Consider the following 19182-nt stretch of genomic DNA (forward strand, 5'->3'; position numbering starts at 1 on the left):
GACAGATCGAGGTCGTCGATCGGGGACCGGGCGGAGTTCGTTACGTGCTGCTGAATAACCTGAAGATTGCCCCCAAGCTCGCCATCGTCGTCGGCGTGGCGATGCTGGGCCTTGCCGCGGCCGGTACGTTTGCCGGCACTCTGATGCAAAAGGAGATGGTCGACGCCCGCATCGAACAGTGCCGGGCGATCGTCGAGACCGCGCGTAACATGGCCATGGGCCTCATCAAGGAGGTCGAAGCCGGCAAGCTGACGAAGGAGGCCGCGCTCGACGAGTTCGTCAATCGCGCGAGAACGATGACCTTCGACAAGGGCATGGGCTATCTGTTCGCCTACACGATGGACGGCAATGTGGTGTTGTCCCAGGATCCGAAGCAGCGTGGCTCGAATGTGATCGATTTCGAGCTCAACGGCCGCAAGCTCGTCGTCGAGCTGCGCGACGGCGTTGCCAAGGACGGCGAAGTCACCTTGCACTACGAATATCTGCGTCCCGGTCAGGAGCAGCCGACCCGCAAGATCTCCTATGCGGTGATGATTCCCGGCTGGAATACGTTCGTGGGCACCGGCGTCTATGTCGACGATCTCGATGCGAAGATGAAGCCCCTGAAATGGCTGATCTGGATGGCCTGCGCGGGCATCGCGGTCATCGCCGGCGGGATCGCCTGGCTGATCAGCCGCAGCATCAGCGTGCCGCTCGATCGTCTCGGCATCCGCATGCGCGAGATCGCCGATGGCCGGCTCGATGGCGAGATTCCCGGTGTCGGCCGCGGCGACGAGATCGGCGGGATGGCCGCCACCGTCCAGATCTTCAAGGACAACGCGCTGCGGATGCGCGAGCTAGAGCAGGCCGAGGCCGCCACCCAGCAGCGCGCGGCCGCCGAGCGGACCGCGGCCATGCAGAACCTCGCCGCCGACTTCGAGCGCAGCGTCAACGGCATCGTCCGCTCGGTGGCGTCGGCGGCCGAGGGCATGCAGCACACCGCGCAATCGATGACCTCGACCGCGAGCGATGCCAGCTCGCGCGCCTCGACCGTCAGCGCCGCCACCCAGAGCGCCAATGACAATGTCGGCACGGTCGCGGCCGCGGCCGAAGAGCTGTCGAGCTCGGTCAATGAGATTTCGCGCCAGGTCGCCCGCTCCAGCGAGATTGCGAGCAAAGCCGTGGGCGACGCGGAGCGCACCAATGCGACCGTTCAGGTCCTGTCGACCGGCGCCGAGAAGATCGGCGAGGTCGTCAAGCTGATCCATTCGATCGCGGCGCAGACCAACCTGCTGGCGCTGAACGCCACCATCGAAGCCGCGCGCGCCGGCGAGTCCGGCAAGGGCTTTGCCGTCGTCGCCTCGGAGGTGAAGGCGCTCGCCAACCAGACGGCGAAGGCGACCGAGGAGATTTCGGCACAGGTCGCGGCGATGCAGACCTCGACCCAGGATGCGGTCACCGCCATCAGCGGCATCACCCAGACCATCGCGCAGATGAGCGAGATCACCAATTCGATCTCGACCTCGATCGCGCAGCAGGGCGACGCGACGCGCGAGATCGCCCGCAACATCCAGTCCGTCGCTGCAGGCTCCAACGAGATCAGCGCCCATATCGGCGGCGTTACCAAGGCGGCGGAAGCGACCGGCATGGCTGCCTCCGAAGTGCTGTCGAGCGCGCGTGAGCTCGACAGCCAGTCGGGCCTGCTGCAGCAGGCCGTCGATGGCTTCATGGCGAAGGTGCGAACGGCCTGATCAGGCCCGGCGCGCCGTTGATCCGGGGCTCTCGGATCAACGGCGGCCGTCAAGTCGTAGGCGTGCCAGCCGTCACTTGGCTTTGAGGAAGTCGCCGACCTCCAGCAGCACGAACTCGTTGTCGTCGGCCTTGTTGGGATCCCGGCTGGACGAGAACGGCAGGTTGTTGTCGTTGCCGACGATGATGTGGGTGTCGTCGACGCGGTCGACATTCTCGATCGTGAAGAACGGGAAGGCGAGCACGCCGTCGTTGAGCGGCTTGCGCGCCTTGTCGTCCGGATCCTTGATCTTCATCAGGTCGATAGAGGCGATCTTGCGGACCGGCTTGCCGACGTTGGCGTCGGACAGTTCGATCTTGTAGACGCGCTTGAACTTGGCGAGATCGGGAAAGCAGTTGCCGCCGCGCGTGCCCTGCGGGCAGGCCTTGTCGCTGGTGCCCTCGCCATTGTCGCGCTCGATGATCAGACCCTGGGTCGGATCGATCATGTTGAAGTCGCCGATCGCGTTGCCGTTCTGCTCGAACACGTACTGCCAATACCGGCCGGTGAACCGCTCCGCCGCGACGTCGAATTCGAGGATGCGCGAGGCTTCCTTGCCGTCGACCTTCTCCCAATCCTTCTTCTCGGCGTCCCACAGCGGGCCTTCGAGCAGGCCGTAGATGAACTTGCCGTCGACCGAGGACGCGAAGCCTTCGTAGCCCTTCGAGCGCCGCAGGTTGACGTTCGCATAGGTCGCGCCTGGCGCGCCCGGCGATTGCACCGCCCAATGGTCGGGCGAGCGCACCGGCTTGCCGTCGGCGACCGTGTCGAACACGGCCAGCACCTTGCCGGTCCTGTCCGCCTTGATGACGTAGGGACCGAACTCGTCGCCGATCCAGAGATTGTCGCCGATGATCTGGAAGCCCTCGGTATCGAAATCAGCACCGGTCAAATAGCGCTTGGCGGTGTCCTCATGGACGATGCGGAAGGGAACCTTCCTGTCGGGATCATGCAGGAAGATCGTCTCGAGCCGCTCGACCTTGCCGCTGGTCCAGTCGATCTTGTGGTGGTTCAGATAGAGCATCGAGTCGGGCGAGTTGTAGCGCGAGCCCATGCCGTTGTCGGTGAGGACCCAGAACGTGCCGTCGGCCATCTTCTTGATGCCGGAGTGGCCCTGGAGAGGTTGTCCCTTGAACGGGAGCGACACCCCGGTCGGACGCTCATAGGACTTGCCCATCACGCTGCCGATCGCGTCGATGCGCTTGCCGGTGGTGTATTTGCCGGAGGTCTTGAGATCGTTCGGGGCATCGGCCGGCGCCTCGACGAAGGACTCGGCCGGCATCACGGCATGGCCGGAGAGCGTCGCCGGGAATTCGCCTTCGCCCTGGGCGAACGCTGTGCCGGCGCTCAGAACGAACGCGGCAACGGTGGTCAGCAGATATCGATGCATGGGAGGGCCTCCTGGGAGCTTGATCCACGCATCGTTCTGGACAGGAGGCCTGACGCGGCGCTGACATTTCGATGACAGCCGGATGATGCTCCCCGGTCTTCATGAGGCGTCTTGCCGCACGCTCACACCTTGAGCCGGTCACCTGTGCCGGGAGGCCGGATCGGGACCCGCGACGCGATGATCACGCCGGCAATGACCAGCGCGTAGCCCGCAAGGTGGAACAGCCTGAGCTCCTCGCCGAGGAGCAGGATCGCGAGCACCGAGCCGAACAATGGCACCAGATGGAGGAACGGCGCGGCGCGGTTCGGTCCGATCAGGCTGATGCCGCGATTGAAGAACAGGTAGGCCAGTGTCGACGCAAACACGACCACGTAGCCGAGCGTCAGGACCGACAGCAGATCGGGCTTGAGCACGAAGCCCGACGCGTATTCCCAAGCCGCGAACGGCAGCAGCAGCACGGCGCCGGCCGCCGTGCAGGCTGAGATCAGCGACAGCTGGTGCACCGCCGGCCGTCGCGTCATGGCGGCCGAGTAGAGCCCGAATACCATCAGCGCGCCCGCAAACATCAGGTCACCGCGGTTGAATTGGATGCCGGCGAGCGCACCGAGATCGCCGCGCAGCAGGATCACCAGCACGCCGATCAGCGACATCGCAATGCCGGCGAATTGGGCGATGGTCAGGCGCACACCGAACAAGGCCAGCGACCACAGCGCGACGAACAGCGGCGTCGAGGATTGGATCAGGAGACCGTTCAGCGCCTGGGTATATTGCATCGCCCAATAGGACAGCGCGTTGTTGATGGCAAAGCCCGTCAGCGACAACAGCAGGATCAGCGGCCAATGCGCGCGCAATGTTCGCCAGTCGCGGGCGAGATGCGCGCGGGCGAAAGGCCACAGCATCAGGAACGTTCCGACCCAGCGGATGCAGGACAAGGTCAGCGGCGGGACATGACCGGCCACATAGCGCGCGAGCACGATGTTGCCGGCCCAGAACAGCGAGGCCAGCGTGAGCAGCAGATAGGGCTGGTTGTTCAGCCAGGAGAGCGGATGACGGTGTGGGGCAGGCAAAGGCAGCCAAGCGTGCTTGGAGAGACGAGGCAATCTGGGCTCAATCGTATCCCCTCGCAAGCCGGCGCAGCGGATTGGTGCCATGCATCGGACAGCAAAGGGCCGCGGGGGCGCGCGCAGGACGTGGATATCAGGTCGCCTGCTTGCGCGACGCCACGAACACGCCGGCGAGCACCAGCACGAAGCCGATCACGTGGAAGACCTCCGGCTGCTCGCCGAGGAACACGAAGGCCATGATCGAGCCGAACACCGGGACCACGTGAAAGAACGGCGCGGCGCGATTGGCGCCGATCAGGAGCACGCCGCGATTGAAGCAGAGATAGGCGATCGTCGAAGGAAAGATCGCGACGTAGAGCAGCGACAACAGGTTCTGCGCGTCGAGCGCCATGACCGGTCGCGCGTTGATTTCCCAGATCAGCAGCGGAATGAGGCTGGCTGCGCCGCAACCGAAGGTGAAGGCGACCATCGACAGGCCGTGGATCTGCGGCCGCTTGATCGTCAGCACCGAGTAGAAGCCGAACACCGCCATCGCGAGCAGGAAGATCAGATCCCCTCTGTTGAAGCTGATGTCGGCCAGCGCGGTGGGGTGACCGCGCGTCAGGATGAGCAGCACGCCCACGAGCGACAGCACGATGCCGATGGCCTGCGCCAGGGTCAGGTGCACGCGCAACAGCAGCATCGACCAAATTGCCACGATCAGCGGACCAGCCGACTGCAGCAGCAGGGTGTTGAGTGCCTGCGTATATTCGAGCGACCAGTATTGCAGCGTGTTGAAGGCGCCGATGCCCGTCACGGACAACGCGATCATGATGCCGAGCCGCGACCGGATCGCGGGCCAGTCCTGGCGCAGTTGTTTCCAGGCGAGCGGCAGGATCAGCAGGAAGGCGAGCGACCAGCGCAGGAACGACAATGTCACCGGCGGGATGTGGCCGGCGGCAAGCCGCCCGACGATCGAGTTGCCGGCCCAGCATAGCGCCGTGATGCTGAGCAGCACATAGGGCTGGTTGGCGATCCAGGCGCGCGCGGGCGCGGCGGACGCGGTGGGATCGGCGGCGGACATGCGGCGGTGTTGGCCCCGGTTCGATGCGCCGCGGCGCGCGGCCGGGATGTCCGGCCGCCGTTCCTCCCGGCGCTTTCGACAGACACCAATTGCAGCTGCCTATCAAGAGGGCAGATGCATCGCGACCATGCAGCGATGGCCGTCGTCAAGATCGCGCACGAGCGTGTCCCCGGTGCGGTCTCCGCGGTCCGGATCGCACCGCGAGCGATTTGAGGCCCTCCGCACTGACCAGATAGGCGACGACGAGGGCGGCGATGGCAGCCAAGACGGTGAGGGGCGGTGCAACGAAGCCGAACCATGCGCCGGCCGGTGTGAAGGGCACGACCAGTGCGACGGCGAGCGCGGTGAGCGACGACGCCGTCAGCATCGGATCCGCCCGGTTGCTCCATGGCCGCCCATTGGTCCGGATGATGAAGATGACGAGAATCTGAGTTGCCATCGATTCGAGGAACCATGCGGTGCGGAATTCATCGGGCGTCGCATGGAACAAGTACAGCAGCGCGCCGAAGGTGAGAAAGTCGAACAGGGACGACAGGGGCCCCATGATCGCGGCAAAGCGCATGAGCCGCTTCATGTCCCAGCGCTGCGGCCGCGCGGTCGCCTGCCGGCTCACGCGGTCGAACGGAATGCCGAGCTCGGAGAGATCGTAGAGCAGATTGTTGAGCAGGATCTGCGTCGGCAGCATCGGCAGGAACGGCAGCACCATCGATGCGGCGGCCATCGACAGCATGTTGCCGACATTCGAGCTCGCGCCCATTCGGACATACTTCAGGATGTTGGCGAAGGTGCGTCGGCCTTCTTCGACGCCGTTGGCGACGACGTCGAGATCAGAGGCGAGCAGGATGATGTCGGCGGCCGATTGGGCGACGCCGGTGGCGCCTTCGACGGACAGGCCGATGTCGGCGGCCTTCAGCGCCGGCGCATCGTTGATGCCGTCCCCGAGGAAGCCAACGATCTCGCCGGAGGCCTGCAGCGCCTTGACGATGCGCGATTTCTGATCGGGCGCCAGACGGCCGAACGCATCGGCTGAGTGCACCTGCACCGCGAGCGCGTCGTCGCTGAGCTCGGCGATGTCGCTGCCGGACAGCACGCGATCCGCCTTCAGCCCGACCAGGCCGGCCAGCCGCTTGACCACGACGGGATCGTCGCCGGAGAGGATCTTCAGCGTGATGCCGGCGCGGGCAAGCTGCGCGATCGCAGCCGCCGCGGTCGGCTTGGGCGGATCGGCGAACGCGCACAGCCCTTCGAAGATCAGTTCCTGCTCGTCGTCGGTTTCGATCTCGCGCGGCGCGCCGTTCCACGGCCGTGACGCGATCGCGACCGTGCGCAAGCCCTCGCGTGCGAGCGCGTGAACGCGCTCGTACATCTCGGTGCGGCCGTTGTCGTCGAGCGGCGCGAACGTGCCGCCATGCCGCTGCTGCGTGCACAACTCGATCACCGCCTCAGGCGCGCCCTTCACGATCAGGATCCGATCCTGGCCGCGGATCGCCAGCACCGAGCCGAGCCGGCGCGAGAAGTCGAAGGTCTGCTGGCCGCCCAAGGACCATCCCTCGGCCGCATGATTGGCGCCTGCGACGAGCGCGCAATCGAGCGAGCCGCGATCACCGCCGAGTGCGGCCGCGATCGCGCCGAGCTCCGCAGCTCGCGGATGGTCGGTGCCGTCGGGCGCGACGCTGCGGGCGAGCGTGATCTCCGCGGATGTCAGCGTTCCCGTCTTGTCGGTGCACAGCACCGACATCGCGCCGAGATCATGAATCGCCGCGAGCCGCTTCACGATCACCTTGCGCTTGGCCATGCGCAGCGCGCCGCGCGACAGTGTCACCGTCGTGATCATCGGCAGCAGCTCGGGCGTCAATCCGACCGCGAGCGCGACCGAGAACAACAGCGAGTCGAGCACATCGCGTCCGAATACGACGCGAACCGTGAGCACGATCACGACCAGGGCCAGCGTAAGCCGCGCGATGACGAGGCCGAATTCATGCAGGTCGCGCTCGAACGGCGTGCGCGCCTGCCCCTCGGCGAGCGCCGCGGCGGCCGCGCCGAACATCGTGTTCGGTCCAGTGTTGACGACGATGGCGACGGCCTCGCCGGTCTGCGCCACCGAGCCGCGGAACAGCGCATTCGACGTGTCGTTCTCAACGGCCGGAATGCCGGCCTGTTTCGTCACGGGATAGGGCTCTCCCGTGAGCGCCGCCTCGCCGGCGGTGAACGCCTTGCTTTCGATGACCAGCGCATCGGCAGGAACGATGTCGCCCGCGCGTACGCGCAGGATGTCTCCGGGAACGACCGCCTCGACGTCGATCTGGCGATAGGCGCCATCCCGCTTGACCTCGGCCTTCAAGGCGACGGAGCGGCGGAGCTCCTCGGCCGCCTTGACGGCATGTCCCTCCTGAACCGTGTCGAGGCCGATCGACAGCGTCAGGATGAGAACGATGATGGCGCCGCCGATCACGTCTCCCGTCACCATCGAGATGATGCCCGCCACCAGCAGGATCAGCGACAGCGGCTCGAGTAGGCGGCGGAGCACGGCGCGCAATGGACCCACGACGTGCGAGGGCGCATCGGCGTTGTGGCCGTAGCGTTGCAGCCGCTGCTCGGCGTCGGCCGCGCCGAGACCGTTCAGGTCGCAGCCGAGCGTCGCGCCCGCCTGTGCGGGCGACAGGCGCCAAAATTGGTGCGGGCCGGAGGTCGTCTCAGTGCTCACGCGGGCCTGTCCAGGTTGGTGGATGAATGGTCGTGGTCATCATGGTTGATTTGCATGAAGCTCTCCGGGCGGCGGTTGACCTAGCGCAACATCCCGCTGCCGTGATGGCCTAGGTTGCCGCATGCGCCGCATCGCGGCCGTGCTGATCGTCTCGGTGATCCAGCGCTCCAAGGAGATCGGGATCCTGCGTGCGATGGGCACCTCGCGCGGACAGATTTTGCGTGTGCTTCTGCTGCAGTGACACCGAGCTCACCCATCTGCGCGGCCATACCATCGGCTTCATCTCTCAGTCTCATCTCCTGATCCTTGCCTTCACGGCCAAGGAGAACGTGATGATGCCGCTGCTGGTCGATCGCGGCTTCCCGGGCCCCGAGATCGAGGCGCAGGCGTCGACGCTGCTCGACCAGGTCGGGCTGGCGAAATTCGCCGACCATCTCGCGAGCAACATGTCAGGCGGCCAGCAGCAGCGCGTCGCGGTGGCGCGGGCGCTGGCGATGAACCCGGATCTGGTGCTGGCGGACGAGCCGACCGGCAACCTCGAAACCAAGTCGGCCGAGGCGGTCTTTGGCCTGATGCGCGAGGTCAATCGGGAGGTCGGCACGAGCTTCCTGCTCGTCACCCACAACCTTGATCTGGCCCGGCGCTGCGATCGCATCATCGAGGTTGTCGACGGCCGCATCCAGAGCTGAGAGCGCGCCGCTTCGATCGTAGATTCGCCGCCGTTCGGGTGCTCAATGGAACCGCCCGGGTCGATGCGCCGCCAGAAGCGTACGGCCGGGTCGCCCGATCCGCAGCCGGGGCGGCATGAAATTTTGGGGCTTATCAAAGGCTTGGTGGCGCTCTTGTGTGCTCCGAAGGCCCGTTCTCGCTTGCCTAGCCCGGCGGCTTCCTTTATCCGGTGGGTCGCCTCGCAAGCGAGCGGTCCCGGCCGCGATTTGGGCTGGGCGCATGGTTGGCCAGGCTGGCCCCTCATCGGAAGCGATTTCGTCCGAACCGATCGTGCTGTTTTGGATCTTGGCAGAGGAAAGAGCTGCGAATGGCTAACGTGGTCGTCGTCGGCGCCCAATGGGGTGACGAGGGGAAGGGCAAGATCGTCGACTGGCTGTCGGAGCAGGCCGACATCGTCGTGCGCTTCCAGGGCGGCCACAATGCCGGCCATACCCTCGTCATCAACGGCGCGACCTACAAGCTGGCGCTGCTGCCGTCCGGCGTGCTGCGCACCGGCAAACTGTCGGTGATCGGCAATGGCGTCGTGTTCGATCCGCAGGCCTTCCTCGACGAGGTCGGCAAGCTCCAGTCGCAGGGCGTCGCCATCAGCCCGGACAATCTGCGCGTTGCCGAGAACGTCACGCTGATCCTGCCACTGCACCGCGAACTCGACGCGCTGCGCGAGTCCGCGAGCGCGGCGACCGCGATCGGCACCACCCGCCGCGGCATCGGCCCGGCCTATGAGGACAAGGTCGGCCGCCGCGCGATCCGCCTGATGGACCTCGCCGATCTCGATACGCTGCCGCACAAGATCGATCGGCTGCTCGCGCACCACAATGCGCTCCGCCGCGGCCTCGGCCTCGAGCCGATCGACGGCCAGCAGATCCTGCGCGAGCTGACGGCCTTTGCGCCGAAGCTGCTGCCCTATGCGGAGACGGTCTGGCGTCTGCTCGACATCAAGCGCCGCGAAGGCAAGCGGATGTTGTTCGAGGGCGCGCAGGGCGCGCTGCTCGACGTCGATCACGGCACCTATCCCTACGTGACCTCGTCCAACACGGTCGCGGCGCAGGCGGCCACGGGCGCGGGCCTCGGGCCGGGCGCGATCGGCTATGTGCTCGGCCTGTGCAAGGCCTACACGACCCGGGTCGGGCAGGGGCCGTTTCCCACCGAGCAGGACAACGAGACCGGCCGCAAGATCGGCGAGCGTGGCCGCGAATTCGGAACGAATACCGGCCGGCCGCGTCGTTGCGGCTGGTTCGATGCGGTCCTGGTCCGCCAGGCGGTGCGGACCTGCGGCATTAACGGTCTTGCGCTGACCAAGCTGGACATTCTCGATGGTTTCGACACCATCGATGTCTGTACCGGCTACAGGCTGGACGGCAAGGAGATCGATCATTTCCCGGCAGGTGAGGGCGCGCAGGCTCGGGTCGAACCGATCTACGAGACCATCGAAGGCTGGAAGCAGCCGACCGCAAACGCGCGCTCCTGGGCCGATCTGCCGGCACAGGCCATCAAATACGTCCGGCGGATCGAGGAACTGGTGGGTTGCCCGATCGCGCTGCTTTCCACCAGCCCCGAACGCGAGGATACTATTCTGGTCCAGAATCCCTTCGAGGCGTGACGGGACCCGACAGCTGAGCGCGCGAATTGAGTTGATATGGCCGACTACTACCCGCTGATAGCCCGTGCCATTGCCGGATTGGACCCCAACGCTCCCGGGGAAAGCCGGCGTGCGCTTTACGAGCGGGCGCGGGCGGCCTTGATCGCACAGTTGCGCAGCGTCCAGCCGCCGCTGAGCGAATCCGAGATCACGCGCGAGCGGCTGTCGCTCGAGGAAGCCGTGCGCAAGGTCGAGGCGGAAGCGGCCCAGCGCGCCCGCGAGGCACAGCGGGCGTCCAGCGGCGCGGCCCGCCCAGGTGATGCGCTCCGGCGGGCCGGTGCGCGCAATTCGGATGCTCCGGCCACCCCCGCGGCTCAGCCCGCTCCGACTCCAGATCAAGCCGCCACGACCGCCCCGCGGCCACGACCGGCGGCCCCGGCCGCTGCCCGGGCCGAGCGGCCGCCGCTCGGCGGCGAGACGGCCGAGCCGCGTCCGGCGCGCAATCCGCGACCGGAAGCGCCGCCGGCTGCCGCTGGCGCGCCAGCTGTGCCGCCGCGGCCCCAGCCGCCTCAAACGCCTCCACAGGATGGGGCGGCGCCTCCAGTGCGCGAACGTCCGGCGGCCGCCCGCCGCGGTGCTCAGGACAACGGCAATCCGGCAACGCCGCCCGCCATGCGCGGCTTCCGCGACATCACCGCTGATGTCGACGATCTCGGCAAGGCCACTGCCCAGGCCAACCGTGCGGCGCGCAAGACCTACGCCAACGTTCCGACCACGGATCTCGATCGGCTCGAGGGCGACGACGATGACCGGCCGCCGCTGCCCGAGGCGCCATACTCCTATGACGAGTCGGTCCAGGAGGCCGAGCGCTACGCGCTGCCTGCCACCTCGACCCGCCAGCGCGGCGCCGCGCCGGATCGCGAGGGCAAGAAGAAGTCGGAGCGCAGCGGCTCGACCTTTCCGTTCAAGGCCGCCATCGCCGCAGGGATCGTGCTGATCCTGATCGGCGCCGGAATTCTGTGGGGCCGGCCGCTGGTCGGGATGGTCAATGGCCTGTTCAAATCTTCCTCGACGGTCGAGGCGCCCAAGGACACCGGCACGCCGCTGAGCAAGCCGAAGATCACCGACCGTGTCGGCCAGTCGCCGTCCTCGGACCAGATCGCGCCGGTCGCGCAACGCGTCGTGCTCTATGACGAGGATCCCGCCGATCCGAAGGGCAAGCAATACATCGGCTCGGTGGTCTGGCGCACCGAGCAGATCAAGGCGACGGGGACGCAGAAGGCCGACATCGCCGTGCGCGCCGACATCGAGATTCCCGATCGCAAGTTCAAGATGACGATGTCGTTCCGCCGCAACACCGACACGTCGCTGCCGGCGAGCCACACCGCGGAACTGACCTTCATCCTGCCGCAGGATTTCTCTGGCGGCGGCGTCGGCAACGTGCCGGGGATCCTGATGAAATCCAACGAGCAGGCGCGCGGGACGCCGCTGGCCGGCCTCGCAGTGAAGGTCACCGACGGCTTCTTCCTGGTCGGCCTGTCCAATGTCGACGCCGACCGGACCCGCAACGTGCAGCTCCTGAAGGAGCGCTCCTGGTTCGACGTTCCGCTGGTCTACAGCAATCAGCGCCGGGCCATCATCGCGATCGAGAAGGGCGCGCCGGGCGAGCGCGCCTTCAACGACGCCTTCGCGCTGTGGGGTGACTGAGCAGTCCGCACGCGCCTCGCGCGTTGGGCGAATCGGCGAGGCAGGAGATTGGGCATGAAGCGATATCTCATCTTCGTTGCCGTGGGCCCGGCGCTGGGCGGTTTCGCGCTGCTTCTGGTCACGACCTACATGTCCGGCTATTGGACCAACACCAATCCCGGCGAAGTGGCCAAGCTGTTCAAGGTCTTCGTCACCTCGCTGCAATACAGCTACCTGTTCGGTTTCCTGCCGGCACTGATGATGTGCGCGATCGACGACATCCTGTTCCACGTCAGGCGCATCGGGCCGACCTTGCGGATGCTGCTGGTGGGCGGCATCGCCTTCCTGCTCGCCGGCTTCAACTACGCTTCGCACGGCTCCGAATACGGTGCCCTGCAATGGGTCCTTTACGGACTGGTCGGCTTCATTCCCGCGACGGTGTCGTCGTGGCTGGTGCACAAATTCGTCGACGAAACCCCGCCCGAAGCCCCGGCGGCTCAGCCCAGCGAGCACAGCGCGTGACGGCGTGACGCAACTTGCGCCCTGCTGCCGCGTTTCTATGTGATGGGTATGCAAGAGCAGATGACCCCCTCGCCCCGCCGCGCCTCCGGACGCGCCTCGCAGGCACGCTTCAACGCCAATGAGGCGCGCGGACCGATCATCGACCAGGACGGACGTGAGATCCCGCAGGGATCCTTCCAGTCCTCGTTCAATGGCGCCTTCGTCGGCCCGGGCGGCGTGCGCTTCGATTTCAGCACCTCCAATCCATTCGGCAATCTGACCCGTGAGCAGCGCATCGCGCGGCTGGAGGCGGTGGCGAAGCTGCTCGACGTCGCCTTCGTCCTGCCCGGCACCAACATCCGCTATGGCATCGACGGCATCATCGGCCTGATCCCTGTGGTCGGTGACCTCATCGCGACCGCGCTGTCGCTGTGGCTGGTGCGCGAGGCCCGTGCGCTGGGCGCGCCCTGGCACGTCATCACCCGGATGCTCGGCAATGTCGCGGTCGAGGGGGTGATCGGCATGGTGCCGGTGGCGGGCGACGCCTTCGACGTGCTGTTCCGCGCCAATATGCGCAACGCCAAGATCTTGCGGCGGTGGCTCGATACCCAGCCGCGTTGATGCGCCGCGAGACCGGGCCAAAAGCCGCACAAACCGACCCCCATAAAAAAACTGCCCCGCACAAGGCGGGGCAGGGTGTTGGAGAATGGTCTGGCAGCCGTCAGGCTGCATCGGCGTCCGGCGCCTTGTCGACCACCCGGCGCGGCAGCGGGAACGCCTCGCTCTCATACAGGGTGCGGATGCCGTTCTGGTCGAACCGGGCTTCCTCGACCTGCAGGTAGGCGCCATTCAGCGAATCCGCAGGCAACTCCTCCATGGCAAAGCGCACGGCTTCAGCCGCGGTGCCGAACCGCCGATAGGCAAACCCCGCCCGCTTCTTCTTGCGGATGGCGGCGGGAAACAGTTCGGCAGAGGTGTTGAAGTTGAACGGACGCAGTGGACGCATGGTCTGAGACCTCTTCTTGTCGGCTGGAAGCGCTGACGCGAGCTTTCAAAACATTCAGCTTGGCGATGACGCCAGCGATTGCGGGGGTGGAGGGCGGGATTTGCCGCTCCAGGCGGCCCGGCCCTGCATAGTCAGTTACGACCCCTAATATAGGCCGATTTGGCAGAAATGCGAATCCTGCACGCTCACATCGTAAATCCGGCCTGGTTCGGACCGCGCTGAAATATCCTCTTTTTTCAATAGTTTAATCGATCTGCAACTTGTGAATGCAGGAGAGCCCGATCTGCACGGCTAAAATCTCACCCCTGGTGGCCGGTTTTGGCCGCCCACGCCTCGCCGGCCGCCAGCCCAGCGGCCCCATTACCGTCCGTAACGGAACCGGGGCCGATGGTGACGTCAGCGCGGCTTCAACTTCAGGGCCGCGGAATTGATGCAATAGCGCAGGCCGGTTGGCCCCGGACCGTCGGGAAAGACATGGCCGAGATGGCCCGAGCATTTCGAGCACAGCACCTCGGTGCGGACCATGCCGTGGGTATAGTCGGTCTCCTCGTCGATGTGGCTCTCCGTCGCCGGCTGGGTGAAGCTCGGCCAGCCGCAGCCGGAGTCGAATTTGGCGTCGGACTCGAACAGGGTCTGGCCGCAGCCGGCACACACATAGGTCCCGGCGCGATGCTCATGCTCGTATTCGCCCGAGAACGGGCGCTCGGTCGCCTTCTCGCGCAGCACGGCGTACTGCATCGGCGTCAGCTCCTTGCGCCATTCCGCCTCGCTCTTGATGACCTTGTCGTCGGTCTTGGTGTCGCTCATCTCTTTTCCTCTGGCGGACCTAGACTCGTCCGCCCCTGTCATTGCGCTGATCGGCCACCGTCGCGGCCTCAAAGTCGTGGCGGCAGGTCGTCGCCTCAGTTCGTCGCTTTGGCCTCGCCGACCAGCGTCGGCTTCTCGATGTAGTTCTCCGCGAAGATCTTCTTCAGGTTCTCGATCTTCGGCAGGTCGTTATAGGCAATATAGGGCTGGCTCGGGTGCAGCGTCAGATAGTCCTGATGATAGGCCTCGGCCGGATAGAACGCCTCGAGCTTGCCGATCTTGGTGACGATCGGCTTGCCGAACACCTTGGCCTTGTCGAGCTGGGCGACATAGGCCTCCGCGACCTTCCTCTGCGCCTCCGAGGTGGTGAAGATCGCCGAGCGATATTGCGGGCCTGAGTCCGGGCCCTGTCGGTTCAACTGGGTCGGATCGTGCACGACCGAAAAGAAGATCTGCAGGATCTTGCCGTAGGAGATCTTCTTCGGGTCGTACTTGATCTGGACCGATTCCGCATGGCCCGTCGTGCCGCTCGACACCGTGCGGTAGTCGGCCGTGGCCTTGGTGCCGCCGGCATAGCCGGACACCGCGCTGACCACGCCCGCCGTGTGCTGGTAGACGCCCTGGACGCCCCAGAAGCAACCGCCGGCGACAACGGCGGTTTCCAGCCCGTCGGAGGCCGGCTGATCCTGGGCCGGCGGCGGGATCACGACGGCCACCTCGGCGGCGTGCAGCGGCTGCCAGGCCAGGATGCCGGCCGCCATGGCACCGAGCGCGGCTGTCTTGACGAAAAGGGAGCGGGTGAGGCGCATCTTTGGATCCTCGCTAGGGGGGCTTGTCGTCTCGCCAGCCGGAAACACTGGCCCGGTCCGGCCTCTGCTGCAAGATACGTCGGTGCTCGGCCGGCGTTACGGGGGACGCGACACGACTGCGTGAACGGCCGGGGTGGCGCGAGGCGTGCACAATTGCGCGCTGGGCGCCGGGAACGACACTGTGAGTTGTGGCGGGAGCGTTCCAGACATGGCGATTTGTTCTCGCGGCTCGAATGGCCCGAGGGATGCCGGATCATCGGCCCTCCGGAAGCGGAGGGCGCAGGGAAGGCCGGACCTCGGCTGAGGCCCGTGGCCCGCCTGCGGAAAAAATGCAGGCGGCAGGTACCACAGGTTCAGCCAGACAGATCCGGCCTTCCCCGCGCGATGGTGTTAACGCTTATACGTGCTCTCCTCGGGGACCGGCTGTCTTGCCCCCGTCGCCGGCGGATCATCACCACCAGCTTGGCCTCAGCGTCGGGAGGCCAGGACCACACGCTTTCGCCGTCCGCGCCATGCCGTTCGTCCGCAGGCGCTTCGCCCGCTGCAACATGTCGCGTCCATCGCATTTCGCTGCCAACGTCCGTGACGATCGCGATACGTCCCCTGCCGTGCAACGAAACGCGGGCATCATAAGCGTGATTTGGGCAAACCGCGAAACGATTTATGTTTTTCAGAAGGCCTTGACAGCTTCTGTCGTCGTTGGCCGATTTGCCCGACGGGCCATCTAATCCGCAAGCTCACGATGACATCACACTTCGTCGATCTTCGAACCATGATGTGGTTCAGGTCTCGTGGTCGTGATGCCCGCGCGGCGGAGACGCCGCGAATATTTCGTTCTCTCTGCGGTCAATACAGAGGCGGACGCGTCTCGATCGTCAGACCCCTGACCAGACATCGAGTGCGCGTTCTCCGCATCTTGAGAACCTGGAGAACAATCATGACATCCTGGAAATCAAAGGCGGCAGCGGTGCTGCTGTCGATGGCGACTGCCGCGCCGGCATCGGCGCAGGGCTGGTTCTACGGCGAGCAGGAGCCGGGGGCGTTTCAGGCGATGTATCCCGATCGCGACGTGCTCAACGGCGGCGCACTGACGCCGGCGGGACGAATGGGCCTGGTGCGCGCCTCCGGCGCGGCGCCCGCGTTTCCGCCGTCCGCTCATCTCCGCCCGTATGATCGGCTGCCGCAGCGGCGATGACGGGTCGCCTGGAAGGCGTCCTACGATCTGCTGCCCGGACAGCGGCTGCAGCGCTACGTCTGAGAGATGGGCGCGATCACGAACGGCCGTCACCTCGCGCGGTCGTGATTGGGATGCCGCTTTCGCCTGCCTACATCATCGCCTGCGCGAATTGGTGCGCAACAGGGAAGACCAATCATGATCGCATTCAGGAGCCTGGCGGCAGCTCTGCTGATGTCGCCACTGGCGGCCACCGCGGCGTCGGCCCAATTCTCCGAGCCGGCGGCCTATGCGGCCATGCATCCCGACCGCGATGTGCTCAATGGCGGCGCGCTGACGCCGGCGGCGCAGGCGGAGCTGGCTCGCCGTGGCCCGCCGGCCTTTCCGAATGCAAATGCAGCGATGCCGCCAGCCGATCCCGTGAGGGCGCATCGGCGTCATCGGCGCTGAGCGCGTCGCCTCAGCTCGCGTGCTCCTCGCGCTCGTGGATGACGCTGGCGCGGCCGACGATGAGATCGTCGACCTGCCCGATGCGCGAGGCGTCCTTGCCGGCATAGGGCAGGGAGTGCAGCACGCAGCGCATCGCGTTCAGCCGCGCGCGCTTCTTGTCGTCCGACTTGATCACGGTCCACGGGCAGTCGGCGGTGTCGGTGGAGAAGAACATCGCCTCCTTGGCGCGGGTGTAGTCATCCCATTTGTCGAGCGAGGCGGTGTCGATCGGCGACAGCTTCCACTGCTTGAGCGGATGCGCCTCGCGCTCCTTGAAGCGGCGGCGCTGCTCCTCGCGGCTGACCGAGAACCAGAACTTGATGAGATGCATGCCGCTGCGCACGAGATTGCGCTCGAACTCCGGCACCTGGCGCAGGAACTCGTCATATTCGGCCTGCGAGCAGAAGCCCATCACGCGCTCGACCCCGGCGCGGTTGTACCATGAGCGATCGAACAGCACGATCTCGCCCGCGGTCGGCAGGTGCTCGACATAGCGCTGAAAATACCATTGGCCGCGCTCGACGTCGCTCGGCTTGTCCAGCGCGACGACGCGGGCGCCGCGCGGATTGAGATGCTCCATGAAGCGCTTGATGGTGCCGCCCTTGCCGGCGGCATCGCGGCCCTCGAACAGCAGCACCAGGCGCTGCCGCGCATCCTTCATCCAGTTCTGCAGCTTGAGCAGCTCGGTCTGCAGGATGAATTTCTGTTCCTCATAGTCCTTGCGGTACATGCGGAATTTGTAGGGGTAGCCGCCCTGGCGCCAGTTGTCGGCGAGCTCGTCGGAGGTGTGACGCTTGTCGGGCTTGGCCTTGCCCTCGATCAGCGCCTTCATCAGCTTGGCATCGTCGGGCGCGGCACCATCCAGCATCGCCTTGACCGGCGCGGAGTTGGCGTCCAGGGCCGGCGGTCCGTTGAGCACGGTCTCGAACGCCGACAGCCCGGTGATCTGCGCGGCCTGCATCTGTTCGTCGACCAGCGACTGCGCGATCGGATCGAGCCTGGCGGCGGACTGCCGGCGCGCGACGCGCGCGGTGGCGGCTGCGCGCCTCATGCGTTGGCCGTTGGAGGCCTTGCCCTTCGTGGTCCTGGACTTTGCCATGCGATCCCGCCGCCTGCTGCCGGATTAACAGAGATGTGAATCGATCTCTATCCGCCAAGGACCCTGCGTCAGGTTGACGTGGATCAACCGGCCGCAGGCGGGTACCAGCGAGGCGGACGAAATCGCCTCGCGCGGTAAAGCCGGCGTTACACCACGATCGACAGCCGCTTCGCGGCCCGTGTGATTCCGGTGTAGAGCCAGCGGGCGCGGCTCTCCTGGAAGGCAAAGCTCTCGTCGAACAGCACCACGTCGTCCCATTGCGAGCCCTGCGACTTGTGCACGGTCAGCACGTAGCCGTAGTCGAACTCGTCATAAGGCTTGCGCTGCTCCCACGGGATGTCCTCGATGCCGCCGCCGAAGCATTCGCCGCGCACCGAGACTTTCGTTACCTTGCGTCCGAGATCCTCGTCGGGCGCGACCCGCATCGTCACGATCTTGGATTTCGAGGTCGCGCGCGACTTCACCCGCCATAGCCCGCCATTGAACAGGCCCTTCTTGCGGTTGTTGCGCAGGCAGACCAGCTTGTCGCCGGCGACGGGGAGGGCGTCCTCGATGTCGAGGCGCTGCCGAAAGCGGTTGTTGTAGGCGCGGCGGGTGGCGTTGCGGCCGACCAGCACCTGGTCGGCCTCCATCACGCGCGACGGATCGAGCTCGCGGCGCTCCACCACCTCGCTCTCGCCGTAGCGGCCGATGTCGAGCGTGTTGCCCTCGCGCACGTCCATCGACATCCGCACGATCGGATCGTCCTTGGCCTGGCGATGCACCTCGGTGAGCATCACGTCGGGCTCGCTCTCGGTGAAGAAGCCGCCGCCCTTGACCGGCGGCAGCTGCGCGGGATCGCCGAGCACCAGCAACGGGCAGTCGAAGGACAGGAGATCACGGCCGAGATCGGCGTCGACCATCGAGCATTCGTCGATGATGATCAGCTTGGCCTTGGACGCCGGCGCGTCGTCCCACAATTCGAAGTTCGGCTGCTCCTCGCCGCTCTCCTGCGCGCGATAGATCAGCGAGTGGATGGTGGAGGCATTGTCGCAGCCCTTGCTGCGCATCACCAGCGCCGCCTTGCCGGTGAAGGCCGCGAACTTGACCTCGCCGTCGACGTCTTCGGCGATGTGGCGGGCCAGCGTGGTCTTGCCGGTTCCGGCATAGCCGAACAGCCGGAACACCTGCGGCGTGCCGTTCTTGCCCGGCTTGGCCTTCAGCCAGTCGCCGACGGCCTTGAGCGCGGAATCCTGATGCGGGGAGAAGGTGGTCATGGCTCACGAGGATGGAGCCGCGCGGCGACTCGGGGACATTCCGTGAACCTAAGGGCTG

16 protein-coding genes and 2 pseudogenes are annotated in these 19182 nt (G+C 66.1%); 9 read left to right on the forward strand and 9 right to left on the reverse strand.

What is annotated here, in order from left to right:
• Positions 1-44 precede the first annotated feature (44 nt).
• Positions 45-1730, forward strand: coding sequence for a methyl-accepting chemotaxis protein (locus QX126_RS24185; RefSeq protein WP_315771877.1), 1686 nt, complete (start codon positions 45-47; stop codon positions 1728-1730).
• A gap of 72 nt (positions 1731-1802) precedes the next feature.
• Here QX126_RS24185 and QX126_RS24190 read toward each other — a convergent pair whose 3' ends face one another.
• From QX126_RS24190 to mgtA, 4 genes are all read right to left on the reverse strand, one after another.
• Positions 1803-3158 (reverse strand): esterase-like activity of phytase family protein, encoded by a 1356-nt coding sequence (locus tag QX126_RS24190; protein WP_315784154.1) that lies wholly within the window; start codon positions 3156-3158, stop codon positions 1803-1805.
• A 122-nt stretch (positions 3159-3280) separates the two neighbouring features.
• Positions 3281-4258: a DMT family transporter gene (locus tag QX126_RS24195; protein WP_315784156.1), complete on the reverse strand. Its 978-nt coding sequence runs from the start codon at positions 4256-4258 to the stop codon at positions 3281-3283.
• A 97-nt stretch (positions 4259-4355) separates the two neighbouring features.
• Positions 4356-5285, reverse strand: coding sequence for a DMT family transporter (locus QX126_RS24200; RefSeq protein WP_315778059.1), 930 nt, complete (start codon positions 5283-5285; stop codon positions 4356-4358).
• Between the two features lie 145 nt (positions 5286-5430).
• Positions 5431-7989: a magnesium-translocating P-type ATPase gene (mgtA, locus tag QX126_RS24205; protein ID WP_315784159.1), complete on the reverse strand. Its 2559-nt coding sequence runs from the start codon at positions 7987-7989 to the stop codon at positions 5431-5433.
• Between the two features lie 130 nt (positions 7990-8119).
• Between mgtA and QX126_RS24210 the strand changes: the two are divergent.
• The 6 genes and pseudogenes from QX126_RS24210 to QX126_RS24235 all read left to right on the forward strand — a co-directional run.
• Positions 8120-8227 (forward strand): annotated as a pseudogene (locus QX126_RS24210) (FtsX-like permease family protein); the annotation flags it as partial.
• Positions 8226-8678: pseudogene (locus QX126_RS24215) on the forward strand (ABC transporter ATP-binding protein); the annotation flags it as partial. The pseudogenes QX126_RS24210 and QX126_RS24215, both read left to right, overlap by 2 nt.
• 347 nt (positions 8679-9025) lie before the next feature.
• Positions 9026-10318: an adenylosuccinate synthase gene (locus QX126_RS24220; RefSeq protein ID WP_315733910.1), complete on the forward strand. Its 1293-nt coding sequence runs from the start codon at positions 9026-9028 to the stop codon at positions 10316-10318.
• Between the two features lie 36 nt (positions 10319-10354).
• A complete protein-coding gene (locus QX126_RS24225; protein WP_315784161.1) occupies positions 10355-12004 on the forward strand; it encodes a hypothetical protein in 1650 nt (549 codons plus the stop codon).
• Positions 12005-12058: 54 nt separating this feature from the next.
• The gene (locus QX126_RS24230; protein WP_315733906.1) at positions 12059-12505 is read left to right on the forward strand and encodes a DUF5413 family protein; all 447 of its coding nucleotides are present in this window, start codon (positions 12059-12061) and stop codon (positions 12503-12505) included.
• 48 nt (positions 12506-12553) lie between these two features.
• Positions 12554-13105, forward strand: a complete 552-nt coding sequence (locus tag QX126_RS24235; RefSeq protein ID WP_409997726.1) for a DUF4112 domain-containing protein — start codon at positions 12554-12556, stop codon at positions 13103-13105.
• A 100-nt stretch (positions 13106-13205) separates the two neighbouring features.
• On the opposite strand, the gene QX126_RS24240 is transcribed toward QX126_RS24235, so the two are convergent.
• The 3 genes from QX126_RS24240 to msrA all read right to left on the reverse strand — a co-directional run bounded on the left by QX126_RS24240 (position 13206) and on the right by msrA (position 15106).
• Positions 13206-13490, reverse strand: coding sequence for a hypothetical protein (locus QX126_RS24240; RefSeq protein WP_315733902.1), 285 nt, complete (start codon positions 13488-13490; stop codon positions 13206-13208).
• Between the two features lie 396 nt (positions 13491-13886).
• Positions 13887-14297 (reverse strand): peptide-methionine (R)-S-oxide reductase MsrB, encoded by a 411-nt coding sequence (gene msrB, locus QX126_RS24245; RefSeq protein ID WP_315784164.1) that lies wholly within the window; start codon positions 14295-14297, stop codon positions 13887-13889.
• A gap of 95 nt (positions 14298-14392) precedes the next feature.
• Entirely contained in the window at positions 14393-15106 is a 714-nt protein-coding gene (msrA, locus tag QX126_RS24250; protein ID WP_409999004.1) for a peptide-methionine (S)-S-oxide reductase MsrA, read from the reverse strand.
• Between the two features lie 937 nt (positions 15107-16043).
• Here msrA and QX126_RS24255 point away from each other — a divergent pair.
• Positions 16044-16301, forward strand: a complete 258-nt coding sequence (locus QX126_RS24255) for a hypothetical protein (protein WP_315733898.1) — start codon at positions 16044-16046, stop codon at positions 16299-16301.
• Positions 16302-16478: 177 nt separating this feature from the next.
• Complete coding sequence (locus QX126_RS24260) at positions 16479-16730, forward strand: hypothetical protein (RefSeq protein ID WP_315733896.1); 252 nt, start codon at positions 16479-16481, stop codon at positions 16728-16730.
• Positions 16731-16740: 10 nt separating this feature from the next.
• Here the strand turns inward: QX126_RS24260 and ppk2 are convergent, their stop codons facing one another.
• Both ppk2 and QX126_RS24270 read right to left on the reverse strand, forming a co-directional pair.
• A complete protein-coding gene (gene ppk2 / locus QX126_RS24265; RefSeq protein ID WP_315784166.1) occupies positions 16741-17868 on the reverse strand; it encodes a polyphosphate kinase 2 in 1128 nt (375 codons plus the stop codon).
• A 146-nt stretch (positions 17869-18014) separates the two neighbouring features.
• A complete protein-coding gene (locus tag QX126_RS24270; protein ID WP_315733892.1) occupies positions 18015-19124 on the reverse strand; it encodes an ATP-dependent RecD-like DNA helicase in 1110 nt (369 codons plus the stop codon).
• Between the last annotated feature and the right edge of the window lie 58 nt (positions 19125-19182).

The sequence above is a fragment of the Bradyrhizobium sp. SZCCHNPS1003 genome (assembly GCF_032381555.1).
Classification (GTDB): Bacteria; Pseudomonadota; Alphaproteobacteria; order Rhizobiales; family Xanthobacteraceae; genus Bradyrhizobium.

What these genes read in the sequence shown, in the direction of transcription:
- QX126_RS24190 (WP_315784154.1), bottom strand. Translation starts at nt 3,158, where the DNA reads ATGCATCGATATCTGCTGACCACCGTTGCCGCGTTCGTTCTGAGCGCC.
- QX126_RS24200 (WP_315778059.1), bottom strand. Translation starts at nt 5,285, where the DNA reads ATGTCCGCCGCCGATCCCACCGCGTCCGCCGCGCCCGCGCGCGCCTGG.
- QX126_RS24220 (WP_315733910.1), top strand. Translation starts at nt 9,026, where the DNA reads ATGGCTAACGTGGTCGTCGTCGGCGCCCAATGGGGTGACGAGGGGAAG.
- QX126_RS24225 (WP_315784161.1), top strand. Translation starts at nt 10,355, where the DNA reads ATGGCCGACTACTACCCGCTGATAGCCCGTGCCATTGCCGGATTGGAC.
- QX126_RS24230 (WP_315733906.1), top strand. Translation starts at nt 12,059, where the DNA reads ATGAAGCGATATCTCATCTTCGTTGCCGTGGGCCCGGCGCTGGGCGGT.
- QX126_RS24235 (WP_409997726.1), top strand. Translation starts at nt 12,554, where the DNA reads ATGCAAGAGCAGATGACCCCCTCGCCCCGCCGCGCCTCCGGACGCGCC.
- QX126_RS24240 (WP_315733902.1), bottom strand. Translation starts at nt 13,490, where the DNA reads ATGCGTCCACTGCGTCCGTTCAACTTCAACACCTCTGCCGAACTGTTT.
- msrB (WP_315784164.1), bottom strand. Translation starts at nt 14,297, where the DNA reads ATGAGCGACACCAAGACCGACGACAAGGTCATCAAGAGCGAGGCGGAA.
- msrA (WP_409999004.1), bottom strand. Translation starts at nt 15,106, where the DNA reads ATGCGCCTCACCCGCTCCCTTTTCGTCAAGACAGCCGCGCTCGGTGCC.
- QX126_RS24255 (WP_315733898.1), top strand. Translation starts at nt 16,044, where the DNA reads ATGACATCCTGGAAATCAAAGGCGGCAGCGGTGCTGCTGTCGATGGCG.
- QX126_RS24260 (WP_315733896.1), top strand. Translation starts at nt 16,479, where the DNA reads ATGATCGCATTCAGGAGCCTGGCGGCAGCTCTGCTGATGTCGCCACTG.
- ppk2 (WP_315784166.1), bottom strand. Translation starts at nt 17,868, where the DNA reads ATGGCAAAGTCCAGGACCACGAAGGGCAAGGCCTCCAACGGCCAACGC.
- QX126_RS24270 (WP_315733892.1), bottom strand. Translation starts at nt 19,124, where the DNA reads ATGACCACCTTCTCCCCGCATCAGGATTCCGCGCTCAAGGCCGTCGGC.